This window comes from Gottfriedia sp. NPDC056225 (assembly GCF_042267765.1).
Classification (GTDB): domain Bacteria; phylum Bacillota; class Bacilli; order Bacillales; family Bacillaceae_G; genus Gottfriedia.
Genome location: NZ_JBHJTJ010000008.1, coordinates 42886 through 59672 on the forward strand (window position 1 = coordinate 42886; position 16787 = coordinate 59672).

A 16787-nucleotide genomic window follows, 5' to 3' on the forward strand; every position below is an offset into this window, starting at 1 on the left:
TACCACTCTCATTAGAGGTTCACTAGCTTATTATCCTTTTCTATTGAAGCTTGTTGATTTCGGCTTCTGAAAAGGAATATTAATAACGCTGCAATTACCATAGCAATTGCCATTCCATAAATTGCAATGCTATATCCACCTGCTACATTTGTACCAGAATTTTGAATAAGTTTCCCAAAAATAATCGGAGTAATAATACCCGATGAAGTCATTATTCCAAAATAAGTTCCTGTCATAACTCCTCTTCGCTGCGGAAGTATACTAACTACGATTGCTGGGGCAAGTGTGTTAACAGTAATGACCAGTGTATTTACTAATGAAAGTACGATGATAATTGAACCCGAACCATTCAATAATGGATAAAATAAGTACAAAATACCTGCTAGCAATACACTAATAGCAGAAAATAAAATACGCGATTTCCATAAACTTTGTGTTTTTTTGTATAAACGATCTGAAATGATAGATAGTACGATTGCTAAAATAGCTCCAATTAATCCAGAAATAGCAATAGCTGATGCTGACTGTTGTTCAGATAACCCCTTTACCTTTATTAAATACGAAGGATTAAACGTAAGTCCAAAGACAATGAATGAATACGCAATAAATGCAATTAAAGTTGTAAAGATAAAAATAGGAGATCGTAAAGCTTCCCAAACATCTTTCCTATTATTCTCTTTTTTGATTTCCAATGTACTAACTTCTTCTTCAAAAGTAACAGTTGGTTTCATTCTTCCTAACCAAAGCCAACAAATAAACCAGACAAAGCTAAAAAAACCAGAAATAAAAAATGCTTGCCTCCAACCATAATTTGATACTAAAGAAACGATAATAGGAGCTGTAACAGCTATTCCAACAACATTTCCAAAATTAATGATGGATATGGCGAACCCACGTGATTGTGGCTTAAACCATTTACTTATATGACTAATTGCTGTTGCCAGAAATGCGCCTTCTCCTGCACCTAATAGTATTCTACTAATAATTAGAACCGGTAGACTTGATGCAAACAAAGCCAAAGATTGTGCGATTGTCCAAACAATTGCCATAATAGCAAGTGATTTTCCAGTACCAATACGATCCGATAAAGAGCCACCTACTATACCAAAAATTGAAAATAACCAAAAAAAGCTGCTACCTAAAATACCAAACTCAGTAGAGGTTAAGTTCAAATCTTTCGTAATATGAATTCCAGCTAAACCTAAAATTGATTTGTCTGCAAAATTAATAATAGCCATAATAAAAAGTGAAAATAAAATAATCCATTTCGCCCAACTTTTCATTCAAACTCCTGCCTCTCAACAAATCTATACTTTTTCGATAAACCTTATTAAACATACATTCGAAAAAACACCTGCACAATCTATTTTTTTCGAACATGATTGAGCAGATGCTTATTGTAAAAATTGAATCATTCATTATTTTTTCTATTAATTAAGGAGTTACGATATTAATACAGCGCTCGAAATCATCTAAAAGTAATAAAAATTCATTCAATTTTGTTTGGTCACCAGAAATGATCAATTTTCCTGCTCCAACTGCTTGTTCAGGTGAAAGAAGCCCAAGTACAGTTCCATAAAATGCAAATTGATCAATTGTTAATGAAACGTCTGCATTGTCATCTAACTTATTTGCTCTGGAAAACAAAACAGAATTTTCCAAATATAAAGTATAAAGCTGATTAGAGTTTGATAATGTTACATTTATCGTTATTTTTCTACCCTCTGCTTTTGGACCGTTTAATTTAACGGCTACTAGTTTTAAAAATTCATTGACTGGCATTCTCTTAATGATTCCCGAGACATCTAACGGGGAATTTTCTTTATTAATTCCATATCTTAGTTCAGATGCGCCTACAAGATAAATATTGCGCCAATTAGCTGATTCAGCTTGATACCCTAATTGTTCAAATGCATCTGCTAATAAATTTTTAGCTTCTGAATTTTCTGGTTCAGCCATAATGACGTTTTTTAATACTTGAGCTACCCAACGATAGTCACCTTTTTCAAAATCAGCTTTTGCTTGTCTCAAAATATTTGTTGATCCGCCCATGTATTCAACATATTTTTGGCCTGCTTCCACTTGTGGTAATGGATCTAAATCAGAAGGATGAGCACTATAATAACCTAAATAATAATTGTAAATACCCTTTGAATTATGCTTTAAAGTTCCATAATACCCACGGTTTCCCCAGTAAGTATCCAATTCTTTAGGAAGTTTGATTATTTCAGCGATTTCATCCATCGTATATCCATGATTGGCTAAGCGCACCGTCTGATCGTGCATATATTTATATAAATCACGTTGTAGTTTTAAATGATTGATCGCATTACCTTTATCCCATACAGGCCAAGCATGAATCATGAGTAATGCATCAATCTCTTCATTTTCAAATAATTCGATTGTTTTATCCAGTGAATTAGCCCAATGTAATGCATCTCGCGTTTTTGCTCCTCTTACTGTATAAATTTGATGCATCAATTTGTTGGCATTCTCTGATACAAATAATATTTTGTAATCCCTAATATAAAAATGCATTTCAGCTGGTGCTTCTGTGTTTGGCGTTAATAAAAATTCAAATGTTACACCGTCGACTTCCATCGATTGGATTTCATTTTCTATGACAACATTTGGTAACTGAAAACTCATAGTACCTGATCCCATTGTTGGGCCAATACCTACTGATACAGAGCCTTTTGTACCGTCTGGTAAATCTTTTCCAAACTGATACTCTGCACGACGCGCCATGATCGTACCTAAAAGTGCATTCTCACTTAATGCTTCTTCTGTAAAATATTGAGGGACTATAATCGGAATATTAGGATTTTCAGCATATTTAAGTACAGCTTGAATACCGCCAAAATGGTCAGCATGACTTTGACTTATTATAATGGCTGTTACTGGCTTTTGTGGTCGATGTTTATAATATAATTCCATCGCGGCTTCAGCTGATTCATTACTTCCTAATGCATCAACGACAATAACTCCATGTTTTCCTTCAATAAAAAAGTTCGTTACCAATGATTGACCACGAACTTGGTATACTCCTTCTACAACTTCAAATAAACCAGAAATAGCCTGTAATTGTGCATTTCTCCATAAACTAGGGTTAACAGTCTCTGGAGCAGTGTCAATTAAATAGTTTAACTGTTCAATGTCCCAAACGACTTCCCCAGAATCATCTTTAATAATCTTTGCTTCTAGTGGTGCAATAAATCCTCTGTTTGCATCTAAGAAGTCCTGCTTATCATCAAAATTTAGAGAATCATATACTGCTAAATTAGCCTTTTTTGTAAAAGAAGTTGCGGGCATTGATTGAGTTAAAATGTTATTTGTCATAATAACCTCCATGAATTAATATATATTCAAAAGTTTTTATCAGAAAATACTCTATTAAACTAATTAACTTTCACTTGTTCTACATTTAAAGCTCTTTTTAAAATCTTACCTGTATTATTCTTTGGCAATTCTTTCTTAAATTCTATTTGTTTAGGCAGCTTGTACTTTGCAAGCTTGTCCTTGCAGAAATGTAGTATGTCGTCCTCCGTTATATTTTCATCATTCGATACAACGAAAGCCTTTACGATCTCTCCGTAATCTTTATCAGTTACTCCCAATACAGCTACTTCAACAATTGCTGGATGTTGATAGATAACTTCCTCTACTTCTCTTGGATATACATTGTATCCGTTTACAATAATCATGTCCTTTATTCGATCAACAATATAGATATATCCATCGTTATCCATTTTTGCTAAGTCACCAGTATAAAACCAATCATTCTTTATGGCGTTAGTTGTTGCATCAGGCATTCCAAGATATCCAATCATGACATTTGGACCTTTTACAATTAGTTCACCTATTTCGCCTCTCGGGACCTCATTTCCAAATTTGTCGACAACCTTATTAACAACGCCTGGAATATTTATTCCTACAGACCCAATTTTTCTTATTCCTTTTATAGGATTAAATGCCGTTACAGGAGCTGTTTCTGAAAGTCCGAATCCTTCAGCAATAATAGTCTTATATTTTTCTTCAAATCGCTGAAGTAATTCAACTGGCATCGATGCTCCCCCTGATAAACATACACGCATAGATGCGAAATACTCAGCTGAATAATCTTTTAATTGTAATAAAAAGTTATACATCGTTGGAACACCAGCAAATAATGTCACTTTCTCATTAAAAATTGTATGAATGACTTCAATAGGATTAAATTTTTGAACAATTACGATATTAGCACCACTCATAATTGGAGTATTAATACAAACTGTCATGCTAAATACATGGAACATTGGAAGGGCAGCTAAAATGCGATCATCTGCTTTGAACTCGACAAGTTTAACAATTGACTCTGCATTTGATGCCATATTTCTGTGACTTAGCATAGCTCCTTTTGGTCTTCCTGTTGTTCCCGAAGTATATAAAATAACAGCAAGATCTTCTGCCATAATTAACGGATTTTCATTGCTTATTGATTTGTTTACAATCAACCGCTCCCAATTGAATTCAGCATTATTAGATCCGACATAGTAAAGCATCTCGATCTGTTTTAATTCTAATTTAAGAGAATCAATGGTCTTTTCCATTGTAAAATTTGCTATAACAGCTTTTGCTTGGCTATTCGATAAAACATATGAAATTTCATCTTTTGTATAGATCGGGTTAACCGGCACTACTACCCCACCTGCGCGAAGAATTCCATAAAAAGCGATGACAAATTCCGGACAATTCCCTAATACCAAGGCTACTTTATCACCTTTTCTGATTCCATTACGTACTAAACTAGATGCTACACATTCAACTTGTAAATATAATTCACTATACGTTATATTTTTATTTTCAAATGTAATTGCATTACGATTTGGATATTTTTCTGCACTTTTTCTTAAACTTTCATTTAAATTCCAATTCATAAAAATATTTCTCCTCCTGATAACTACATACCATTAGTAGGCAACATTCTAGTAAAATACTGAATTAAGAGAGCTTGATTGAAATTGTTATAAAAATAGAGATAGATTCGTATTATTATTTCTTCCAACTGTATACATAAAATTTGAATATAATTGAGGCACCTTCAAAATTTTTGAGGGTGCCTGGTAACTATAATTAAAAATTATGAAATTACTAAGCCAGAACCTGCAACTTCATTAGAAACTTTTGCGATTACTTCAGGTGGAATTTTGAAGAATATTCCGCAAGGATCGCTATGAACCATCGCTACAATGTATGTCATATTATCGACATTCACCTCAAAATCAGCAAATGTACTAGGAAGACCAACTTTTTCACGTAAATTACGGATGAATAAAACAACTTCTGCAAGGCACTCTTCTGGTTTTTCCGAAATATCTTTTAGGCCTAGCGCTTGGGCAAAACCATGAATTCGTTTCAAATAATATGGTGCTAGTGATTCCATTACATTTGGTAATAACACTGCATTTGCAAGTCCATGAGGAATTCCGAATTTTGCTCCAAATACGTGTGCTATATTATGAACTGGAATCGCATTAACAGAAAGACTGAAAGCAGAAATTGCCATCGAACTAGCCATTAACATATTTGATCGTGACGCAAGGTTATTTCCTTCATGAACAGCAATAGGTAAATTATCTACAATCATACGAACCGCTTGAAGTGCATATGCATCTGTCATAGGATTCGACTGAGGAGAGAAATAAGCCTCAATTGCATGAGTTAATGCGTCAAATCCTGTAAACGCTGTAATTTTTGGCGGTAAACCAACTGTAAGCTCAGGATCTAAAATCGCCATATCAGGGCTAATGAATGTATTTAGGATATTCGTTTTAATTCCTATTTTTTCATTAAATACTACAGCGATTGGAGACACTTCTGCACCAGTTCCAGCTGTTGTTGCAATTGCAACGTGTGGAATTGGAATATACTGAGCTTCTGGCCAAAATTCCATTAAATTTCCAACAAGAAGCTCTTCACGAATATCATGCACCTTATTATGAAGCATCCATTTAATTGCTTTAACTGTGTCTAAAACACTTCCTCCACCAACTGCAATTAATGAATCTCCATTACATTCTTTAAAGAACTTAGCTCCGCGGTTTATGATTTCACCTTTTGCATCCTGTTCAATGTCCTCAAAAACTCCTACCAGTTGTACTGCACTAGGAATAGCTTCAAATAATTCCTTAATTTTATCTGTAATTCCCGCTTGAGTTATTCCTTTATCAACGTAAAGAACTGCTCTTTTACCACCAAGTCCTTTTATCATTTCTGGTAACATTGAACGAGCTCCAGCCCCACTGTTTACAACTGTACGAACCGAAAACTGAAAAAATGATGTTATCATGGGATCACCTTCTCTTTTCTATTATTGTTTTTTATTAGTCATACTGTATTAATCTACTATTTTATAATCGTAACTTTTAAATCTAGTTTTTTATAATAAGATGCCATACCAAGGTTTTTGGCTTAATTCAGGAGTAAGTGAACAATGCACATGTTTTACTTGCGTGTACTCATCTAAAGCATAACGGCCAAGTTCACGCCCAAAACCACTTTGTTTATACCCACCAAATGGTGCATCACTTCTTAACATGTGCCAGTCATTAATCCAAACTGTTCCTGCTTTTAATTCACGAGCAATTTTTAGTGCTTTATTAACATCTTTTGACCAAATACCAGCTGCTAACCCGAAAATTGTGTCATTCGCAATTTCGACTGCTTCAGCAACCGTAGAGTAGCGAATCACGGAAAGCACAGGACCGAAAATCTCTTCTTGAGCAATTTTCATTTTATTGTCTACATCTGCGAAAATAGTAGGTTCAATGAAATAGCCATGATCATAAGCTTCACCCGTTAATCGTTTACCTCCGCAAACTAAGCGAGCACCTTCCCTAATTCCAGTCTCAACATAGGATAATACTGTATCAAGTTGTTGCAAAGAAGCCATAGGTCCCATGCCGTTCGCCATATCAAGCTGGTTTCCAATTGTAATTGAAGATGCTAATTTTGCTAAGCGATCAACAACTTCATCATAAATCGAATCATGTACTAAAAGGCGAGTTCCGGATTCGCAAAGTTGTCCAGAATGAAGACAGAATCCAAATAAGCTACCTGGAATCGTAATGTCTAAATCAGCGTCTGGTAAAACAATCGAAGGTGACTTTCCACCTAACTCAAGGGTTACACGTTTAACCGTACCGGACGCCAGTTCCATAATACGTCGTCCAACTTCCGTTGAACCCGTAAACGCGATTTTATCAACATGTGGATGAGTAGCTAGCACTTCTCCAACAGTAGCTCCAGGTCCAGAAACAACATTGAAAACTCCGGCAGGTATTCCAGCTTCAGTAGCTAATTCTGCTAATTTTAAAGTAGAAAGAGGTGTATTTGAAGCTGGCTTAACAATAATAGAATTACCCATTGCCAGTGCAGGTGCAATTTTCCACATTGCTAAAAGCATTGGAAGATTCCAAGGTGTAATCGCAGCTACGACACCAACCCCTTCACGCCATACCTGATTATTGCTTGGTCCTGGAAAAGGCAGAACTGGCAGAGACTCAACAAATGGATACTCAACAGTAAATTTTGCTGTTTGCTGAAGTAAATCTACTAAATATAAAATATCTAAATTTGATATTCGTCTTACAGTTGCACCTGAGCTAATAGCTTCTAAGAATGCAAGTTCCTCAGAATGTTCGACAATCTTATTTCCGAAATTAATTAAGATTTGAGCTCTTTCTTGTGGTGATTTTTTTGACCATACTCCTGAATCAAAGGCTTTACGGGCAGAAACAATAGCAGCCTCAGTATCTTCCTTTCCTGCTTTAGCGACTAGAGCGATTACGTCTCCGGATGCAGGATTTTTAACACTAAACGTTTCACCACTTTTTGCTGGTGTCCATCTACCATCAATATAAAGCGGAAATTCTAATACTTTTACAGTCGTTTGCATTTAAAAACCTCCTAAAAATAGTTTTATTAATATTAGATAAATAGGATTTATAGTAACACCTTTTCCATCGAATTGGCCTTACCTCTTATTTAGAAAAAATGGTAGATCATTAGGGTATAACGATATTAGGTCATGGATCATGTTCTTTCCCCTTTTTAAATGAATTAAGATAAATTAAAATGACCTGGTTCAACAGACTTTCAACACCCAAGAAAACGCTTGCAAAAACACATAAAAATTTTTAGAATATAAAATTAGATGAAAGTTTTTTTAGAATTTTAATCTAATTTAAAAATTAAGAATTATCTGAATTAATTTTACAACTTCATAATTACTTAGTAAAATTAAGCTTTGTAATACCTGAATCACAATTACTAATATCTAAAATTAGAGGATATTACTATTCTCAAAACGAATTTCTAATATAGTAATTTATTTAATAAGGTGGTCATCCTATGCACATACAAAAACTAAAAATTCTTTCTGAAGTTGCTAAAACGGGCTCTTTTTCTATAGCTGGTCAGAATCTTCATATAAGTCAATCTGGTATTAGTCAGGATATCAAAAAAATAGAAGATGAATTAGGGATAAAAATTTTCGACCGCACTCGTTATGGGGTTGTTCAATCAAATGAAGGCGCTAAAATTGTAAAAAAAGCAAATGAAGTTTTGTTAAAATATGAAGAATTAATCGAAGAGGCTAGAAAATTTTTAGATACACATTCTGGAACTCTCAGAGTGTCTACAATACCTGCTTTTATTACTTATTTATTGAAACCATTAATGGAATTCAAGAATTTATATTCAAATTTAACGATAGAGATTTCAGAAAATATAACTGAACTTACAGTTGAATCAGTGCAACAGAATAAAACTGAAATCGGCCTTATCTGCATCTATGAAGATATTTTAAAAAATATTGAGAATTTAAATTTCGAAAGTATCCTTGAGGGAACATTAAAGGTTTATGTAAGTAAAGATTCACCTTTCGCTAAAAAGAAAAAAATAACACCAGAAGAAATCATTCAGCAAAGGATCGTCTTATATAATGGCGATTATATTAAATGGTTTATTAATAATTTTCAATGTACTTTTGGAAAATTGAATATTTTATTGTCATCAAATCAAACAGAAGAACTATCTCGTTTAATCTCAAATGGATTAGCGATTGGGTTTGCCCCAGACTTTGCTACTAAAGCTAACCCTTATGTTATGGAAGGTAAAATCGTTGAAATTGATATTATCAACTATGAACCCATTAATGTAACACTTGGCATTATTCAAACGAAGAATAGAACTCTTACAAAAATTGAGGAACACTTAACTCGGTTTATTAAATCTGAATTACAATATTATCTAAATTAAGATTCGACTTCATATTCATAGCTAATTCACAACCTAAAATTGTATAATGCTAATAAAATGAAAAGATGTCTCAAATGATACGAATCATTTGAGACATCTTCTTTTTTTTTAATTACATTGAACTACCTTTACTTAACTTTTATCGTTCGTTTTACAGAATGACTTTTATTTCCGGCATTATCCATTGCATATAGAGTAATAGTTTTTGTACCTTGACTTTGTTTTGGTAATTTCATATCAAATGTACCCTTACTTGATACTTTTGCTTTTGCAACAACTTTATTCCCTATTGTTACAACAATTGTTGAATAAGCCTCTGCTTTACCTTTAATTTCCACACCATGTTTGGAACTTACACTCAGGCTTGAGATGACCGGTGTATTTGGAGCAGTACGATCTAACACCTTTGTTTTAGATGCAGCGCTCTGATTTCCTGCGCTGTCTTTGGCATAAACTGTTAGAACTGTACCTGTTTTTTGTTTACTTACCTTAATACGATATGCTCCCTTTGTATCGGCTTTTCCTGTTGCAATTATTTTGTTTTGATTTTTAACAATAATAGATGCATTTGCTTCGCTCGTACCTGATATTGATGTATCGTTGTTATCAATCTGATTAATCCTTGGAGCATTAGGTGCTGTCCGGTCTAATACTGTTACTTTTGATGTAGCACTTTTATTTCCCGCTTGATCTTTTGCATATGCGATTAATGCTGTACCAGCTTTTTGTTTACTTATTTTAAATCGATATATCCCTTTTGAATCTGCTTTTCCTGTTGCTAGTACTTTATTTTGTACGTTAATCGTAACCGATGCGTTTGCTTCGGTACTACCTGAAATTGATGTATCATTGTCATCAACTGGATAAATCCTTGGTGCATTAGGTGCTGTACGATCTAATACGATTACTGATTTACTTTGTTGACCTTGGACATATACCGTTAAAACCGTGCCTGCTTTTTGTGGGCTAATCTTTATCACAAATTTTCCATCGGCATTCGTTTTTCCAGTTCCTACTACAAGTTCTTTATTTTTCACAATAATATTTGCATTGGCTAGCGTAGTTCCTGAAATACTTGTGTCATTGTCATCAATTGTGTTGATTGTTGAAACTGGTGGTTCTTCATAATTTTGTCTTAATACTGTCAGATAAAATTCTCTCGTCGTGCTAGCATTTCCTTTCTTAATAGTTGCCGTTAACGTAACAGGACGGTTACCAAGCTCAAATTTTGGTCTTGTTACTGTTCCATCATTTTTAATGAAAGAAAGATTACTTGAAGACCAACTAATTGTTGTATCATTTGTCCCTTTTGTTGGCAAATTCAAATTAGATGTTACAGAATTTTGATCTATATTATTGTTCTTTATTAAATTCCAAACGACTGATGACTTAGCTGCCAAAACTGCCGGATCATCATTATTATCTTTACTTCTTACAAAGAAATAAAACGTTTTTCCAAGTCTAGCATCACCTAATTTGATATAAGCGAAAACTGAAATGTACTGATTTTGAGCAGGTCTTGTCACTTTTCCATCATTTGCAATCACGTCTGGCATGTCCGATTCCCATCGAATTTCGACACCATCATTTCCAAAAGTTGTCGGGAAGTTTAAATCCTTTGTCACGTCCAAATCACTTGTGTTTTCGCCAAGTAATTTGTCAGTTGTTAACCCTTGATACACGCGTAGTACTTTTGTACGTTCTGCGTGTTGTGTATCTCTTAGGACTGTTAGATGGAATGTTTTGTATAATGTACTGCTGTTTCGTGTGATTTTTGCAACAAGTTCCACGTGTGCATCATCTTCGTCAAATAACGGCAGGTACACCTGACCTTGATTTGTAATATGCTTTTGATCATCAGAAGTCCAAGTAATTACTGAACCATTTGATCCTCTAGTTGGTAATGATAAAGCTTGAGATATATCACCTTGGTCAGTATTTCCTTCACGAATAACATCCCAAGTAATAGTTGAAGAATCTTCAGCAACTGCTGATGAGTCTTCTGGATTTTTAGCTTTTACTGTCACGTTAAACCTCTTAACAGCAGTAGCACCACCTACAGTTGTCTTAGCTGTCAGTGTGATATTCGTATCTTTATCTGCTCGATATACCTTCCCATCATTTGTGATAATGTTCTGGTCACTACTTTCCCAGCTTATTTCTGCTAGATTATTTTTATCATAGAAAGGTAGCATTAAATTAGTCATCACATTCGTTTGCTCTGTGTTACCACCTTTTATCTTGTCCCAATTCAACTGTTCCGCTGCTTTTGTTGCTAGTGGTTGATCAGCGACTTCTGCAGCACCAAGACGATAGACAACCACATTGAAAACTAATGGATGGTTCCCTGCAAATGGGTGACTAGGGTTCTCACCGATTGTACTTCCACCATCTATTTCAAAATAGTTTGCTCCTGGTTTTAACTCACCTGTTGGCATACTGAATGGTTTTACGCCTGGATCATTGTTATATCCTTCTGGGATATTTCCTCCAGTTTCTTCGTTAAATGCATCGTCATATGGACCACTTCTCCATTCTAACGTTGGATCAAATAAGTTTTTATAGAATTTATCTTCTCCCGCTACTGCTCGATTCCAATCAACCCATTCAGCGTAGAAATTCATTCCAACCGCAGTTATCGACCCTTTTACATCATATGTTGAATCATAAGTAAAGAATGTTGCAGTACCCGTTGAATCAATAATCGCGTTATCAAATTTCACTTTTGGTATATACGGATTTTTGATGACAGGTACTTGGATCGTTGTCTCGTGACCTAAATAATCAATCATCGTTACCGGGAACGTACTTTCTCCTTCTGGTATACTTCCTGGATCATTATATCCAACAGGACTATTAAAGGTATATACATCTCCTAATGGCAAGTCCCACTCTGGAATAGCATTAGGATAATACGATGTTGCCGCTTTTCTTTGTTGATTTCCAACTAATAAAATCGGTGCTAAATCTGGATCTGCTGACCATGTTTTATTGTTACCATAAGGCGTTACAAGATAGCCTTGAGCCCATGGATCGTAACTTTCTACATGGTAAGTCTTATTATATTTAAGTTTTATTTCTGAATTTCTACTAGCATCCTTATATGGAACAATATTAATCGGAAGTTCAGTATTTGTTTCACCATTTTTAACAATTACTTTATCTGCGGCAACACTTACCTCAAACTTAATCGTGCTTGCATTTCCCATATAATCGGTAGTTGTCAGTTCGATTGAGTGCTCACCATTTGCTAACACAACTGGATAACGGAACGGTTGTTCAGATCTATCTAAAGTTGTTATACTTCCCATCGATTTTTTATTTCCACCATCAACAGCTACTTCTACTTTATATCCTCTTGAATTTGCTATTTCATCTTTCACTGTCGTATTTAACATTAGAGAAACAGGATCTCCGCTCTTTTCTACAAAAGCTTTCATTTTATCCGCATTCACTGAAATCGTTGGTGCCACGGTATCTACATATGTCTCGATGCCAATTGCTGGAATTTCTGCATCATTCCATTTTTCTCCCTCAGCTAAACATACATACTTCACAACATACTCTCCTGCAGGTAAATCTTTTGGAACGGTATATTGTCCTTTTATCGAATACTCACTGTATTCTCCATATGCTGGTTTTTCCGTCATCACTTGATTTAGATTAAGATCAAGCGGATCTCCAACAATCGTGTTATTATCGTAATAATCTTTTAAAAGGACCGCTTGAATTTTTTTCACAGCACCTGTACGTCCTACTGCTTTAAAATTCAAACTAAAATTGTCGTCAGGTTTTACGTTAGCAGTCCAGTACATACTTGGACTTTTGTCACCTAAAGTAGCTGAATACATATCAATCCAAACATGATTACTTGTTTTATTAACAATTACTGTATGAGATTCACCATAATTTCCGACTTTATCGATTGGAGCAATAGTGATGATGTTTAGTCCTTCATTTAATCCTGGTACATTTAACTCATATGTGCCATCTGCATTTTGTTTAACATCTGATTTATAAGTAGTAAATGGCTCGCTTCCATTAACAGCTAGATATACACTTCCGTCAACTCCACCAGCATCTCCATCATCCATCGTCCATCGCACAGTATAACTATCTTTATTCGTCACTTCTGGATGTGTTTTTTCATCATAGTCAGCTGATCTTAATAAATTTAATTTCGGTGCTGTAGTATCCTTATACATAGGAATATAAACTGTCGGTTGCGGTTTTGCATTTGGTGCATCTGCTGTTGCTGTAACTGCAAAGTAATATTGTCCATCAGGAACAAGTAGTCCTTGATTATACGCATACCAAACCCAGTTTTGTGAAACCTGAGAAGGTAAGCTACCTGAATATGGATCGTTTTTGACATTCCATTCTTCATTTGCCAAATGAGTCACAAGATTATGTTCTTTATCAACAACATCTATTTTTATGTTTCGTGCGCTTCTTAGTAAAGCAAGCGCTGGTACTGGGAAAAACTCAGGGCCAAAAGCATAAAACTTGTCACCTAAAGCAATCTGAGCAGGTGTTGTAGGTTTACCGAATAACTGTTCATATCCAAAATAGAAAGGACCTGTTTGAACTGCTAATTGTGTACCAAATCCTGACTGTGTCCATACATCCGTGGTATTTGGTGTATCGATGACTCTTGGCTCATCCCATTCCCCATAAAAACCATTATATGGCACGCTTAGTGTCGGGTTATTTGAATCTGTCGGCGTTAAATAAATATAGCCCTCAACAAATGTATTTTTTACTGTGGCATCTGTTAAAGATAAAGTAACAGTTACTCGCTTAGTTGAATTTGCTGGAATTGTAATTTCTTTTAAATCAAATGATAAGTTTGCATCATCTAAATATCGACTACGAATGTTATCTGAATTTGTCTTAAGCTTGTCTTTTAAAACATCCGTCATCACAGTTCCATTTAATTTGTAAGTTACAGCTTTATTTGAAAGATTTGAAGCAGTTAGAGTAAATGTTGTATCTTTGCCTAGTTCTTTTAAACTAATACTACCAGTACCAGTTGAACCGGAAACAACCACGGGAGTTTTTACAGCAAGGTCTGGGCGAATCATCCCTGCCCCCTGTCTTCTAGGTTGGTATTCAGTCATATAGTCACTACGGTCAATTGAATTATTACCATTGATATAATCTCTTTTTGCTGGAATCGATGTATTCATAATTAAATTCTTCGATAACCCCGCAAAAGCTCTTGTTCCTGGTTTAAATCCTTTATCAATTAAAGCTTGCATTACATCTGCAACTGCACCTGCTACATATGGAGCTGCCATTGAAGTTCCATCTTCGCTCTCATACGCATTGTGTTTATTTGTATCAGCAGTTCTAACTGATGAAACAATCGCATGACCAGGAGCCATTACTTCTGGTTTTAATAAAAGATCACTAGTTGTCCCCCAAGATGTGAAATCCGTTGGTTGTCCTGGGTTCGATTCAGCGAATGCAGAGCTTACTTTCTCTTCATTAATTTTAAACTTAATTGACTTTTGCGTGGTTGCATCTAGTGGTCCAATAACTGGTCCACCTCCACATGTGCTAAGTGGGCCAATAACAGGACCATCACCGCCACATGAAAGTATATCGTCTAATGCCTTTCCATCATCATAACTAATAAATGAAAATGGAATCGTTCCGAATCCTTGAGGATCTGGTGCTGGTTGAGAAGAACTTCCGTTATAAACGATTACTCCAGCAGCACCTTTTTCTTTCGCATTTGCTACCTTTTCTGCAAAACTTATTGTACCGCGTTTAATTAAAACAACTTTACCCGTCACATCTAATCCATCGTAATCTGATGGCACACCAATACGTTCATTTCCACTACTGTCTTTTCCTAGCGAAACTAATGTATACTCTTTGTTTTTGTCTGATGGCCAATTCCAGTCATCGAGACCTTCGCCAGAAATATCATTATCAACTTCGTCTGTATGAAATTTATAAGTATGTTTGGAAACAATATTATTTGCAGCTGCAACTGTAAATGAATCTGGATAAACACCTGGATTACCAATTTTATTTAAATCAGGAGTTTGTCCAATTTTTATTGTTTCACCCATACCACCAGATCGATCTGCATATGCATTAGACGCATTTCCAGCTGCCACTACGACCACATGCCCCTCATCTGTTGCATTTCGAATCGCAATTCCTAATGGATCATTAGGGTCTCTTGTATCGAAAGAAGAAGATGAGCCTAAACTCATGTTAATTACATCTGCTCCTAATGAAGAAGCATGGTCGATTCCTTTAATTATATCTTCTGTTAATGCACCGGCTTGATGATCAGAGAACACTTTTTCGGCAATAATTTGCGCTTCTGGTGCAACACCTTGTATAACAGGGCCAGACCCAGCTGCAATTCCTGCCACGTGCACACCATGTGAGCTAGTTGCATTATTTGGATCTTCCACTCGTGGGATGATATCATCATTTTGATCTGCCCAATTGTAGCCATCTACTACTTTTAGTGAGGTTGTGCCATCTAGACGTTTAAATTTCCCCTTTTTAATCCTTGCTTTACTCATATTTTTCGGATCTGGGAATACTTCATGTGTATAGTCAACGCCAGTATCAACTACTGCAATGACCATCCCTTCTCCTTTATAACCAATCGGTTTTCCTAAAGAAGAACCATTCCAAAGATTTTTAATTCCTGTCAAATCATGCTGTTGATTAACAGCTGGTGTAAATGTTTGTTGTAATGTAACAGCTTGTACATCTGGTAATGATTTAATATAATCTATATCTTCGAATTTGATATTATCAATACTAAACCCTTTAAATATATTTTCAAATTCGTGCTTAAACTCTAGTTTATTACTACTCTTCGTTTTACTATTTGATAATTCACTCATGATTTGGTTTTTTATCGTTTTAATATCTTCTTGGACACTAATTGAAGCATTGTTCACAGACATTTTATTGACTCCAACATGATTAGCTGCACTTATCTCAGAAACTGTTTGACCTTTAAGCTGAACAATGACCGAAACCTTCTCATCTGGCTTATGAGCTTCCATATCCGACAATTTCGCCAAATCTGCAAGATTCTTTTTCTTATCCCTTTCAATTGCAGCCTCAATGCTTTTTTTACCCTTCTCATTCAAGGCATCTAGATCTTTTTGAGACAAATTAGGTGAATTCAAGTTTCCTTTACCATTCGTAACAAATATTCCTGATTTTGGTTCGGATTCTTTTACTGTGAATGGATTTTTATGACTATTTTCCTCAGCAAATACAAAATTCATGTTTGACATGACAAGGCCGAAGACCGCCATATACGACATTTTTTTCAACAATCTTTTTCTATACTTCATGTTTCCTCCCCCGTTGACTGAACAATCTATTAGTGAAGTTCACTTGCTCAATCGAAATCCAAGTCATAAACCTTATTATTAAGAATTTTCTAAATAATACGACTTATTGTTTTCATTGTACTTAGTGCAATATTTGCTGTAAAT

At 35.1% G+C, this 16787-nt stretch carries 7 protein-coding genes; 1 reads left to right on the plus strand and 6 read right to left on the minus strand.

Annotated features, from left to right (window positions below; translation table 11 throughout):
• Positions 1 to 11: 11 nt before the first annotated feature.
• The 5 genes from ACFCYN_RS07900 to ACFCYN_RS07920 all read right to left on the minus strand — a co-directional run bounded on the left by ACFCYN_RS07900 (position 12) and on the right by ACFCYN_RS07920 (position 7936).
• On the minus strand, positions 12 to 1283 hold the full coding sequence (locus tag ACFCYN_RS07900; RefSeq protein WP_375948604.1) for an MFS transporter: 1272 nt from the start codon (positions 1281 to 1283) through the stop codon (positions 12 to 14).
• Positions 1284 to 1434: 151 nt separating this feature from the next.
• Positions 1435 to 3339 (minus strand): alkyl/aryl-sulfatase, encoded by a 1905-nt coding sequence (locus tag ACFCYN_RS07905; protein WP_375948606.1) that lies wholly within the window; start codon positions 3337 to 3339, stop codon positions 1435 to 1437.
• 59 nt (positions 3340 to 3398) lie between these two features.
• On the minus strand, positions 3399 to 4916 hold the full coding sequence (locus ACFCYN_RS07910) for a long-chain-fatty-acid--CoA ligase (RefSeq protein ID WP_375948607.1): 1518 nt from the start codon (positions 4914 to 4916) through the stop codon (positions 3399 to 3401).
• Between the two features lie 203 nt (positions 4917 to 5119).
• Positions 5120 to 6328 (minus strand): iron-containing alcohol dehydrogenase, encoded by a 1209-nt coding sequence (locus ACFCYN_RS07915; RefSeq protein WP_375948609.1) that lies wholly within the window; start codon positions 6326 to 6328, stop codon positions 5120 to 5122.
• Positions 6329 to 6418: 90 nt separating this feature from the next.
• A complete protein-coding gene (locus ACFCYN_RS07920) occupies positions 6419 to 7936 on the minus strand; it encodes an aldehyde dehydrogenase family protein (RefSeq protein WP_375948611.1) in 1518 nt (505 codons plus the stop codon).
• Positions 7937 to 8391: 455 nt separating this feature from the next.
• On the opposite strand from ACFCYN_RS07920, the gene ACFCYN_RS07925 reads away from it, so the two are divergent.
• The gene (locus ACFCYN_RS07925) at positions 8392 to 9300 is read left to right on the plus strand and encodes a LysR family transcriptional regulator (protein WP_375948613.1); all 909 of its coding nucleotides are present in this window, start codon (positions 8392 to 8394) and stop codon (positions 9298 to 9300) included.
• A 128-nt stretch (positions 9301 to 9428) separates the two neighbouring features.
• Here the strand turns inward: ACFCYN_RS07925 and ACFCYN_RS07930 are convergent, their stop codons facing one another.
• Positions 9429 to 16643, minus strand: a complete 7215-nt coding sequence (locus tag ACFCYN_RS07930) for an immunoglobulin-like domain-containing protein (RefSeq protein WP_375948615.1) — start codon at positions 16641 to 16643, stop codon at positions 9429 to 9431.
• Between the last annotated feature and the right edge of the window lie 144 nt (positions 16644 to 16787).

Coding starts and splice junctions, on each gene's coding strand:
- ACFCYN_RS07900 (WP_375948604.1), bottom strand. CDS start 1,283: ATGAAAAGTTGGGCGAAATGGATTATTTTATTTTCACTTTTTATTATG.
- ACFCYN_RS07905 (WP_375948606.1), bottom strand. CDS start 3,339: ATGACAAATAACATTTTAACTCAATCAATGCCCGCAACTTCTTTTACA.
- ACFCYN_RS07910 (WP_375948607.1), bottom strand. CDS start 4,916: ATGAATTGGAATTTAAATGAAAGTTTAAGAAAAAGTGCAGAAAAATAT.
- ACFCYN_RS07915 (WP_375948609.1), bottom strand. CDS start 6,328: ATGATAACATCATTTTTTCAGTTTTCGGTTCGTACAGTTGTAAACAGT.
- ACFCYN_RS07920 (WP_375948611.1), bottom strand. CDS start 7,936: ATGCAAACGACTGTAAAAGTATTAGAATTTCCGCTTTATATTGATGGT.
- ACFCYN_RS07925 (WP_375948613.1), top strand. CDS start 8,392: ATGCACATACAAAAACTAAAAATTCTTTCTGAAGTTGCTAAAACGGGC.
- ACFCYN_RS07930 (WP_375948615.1), bottom strand. CDS start 16,643: ATGAAGTATAGAAAAAGATTGTTGAAAAAAATGTCGTATATGGCGGTC.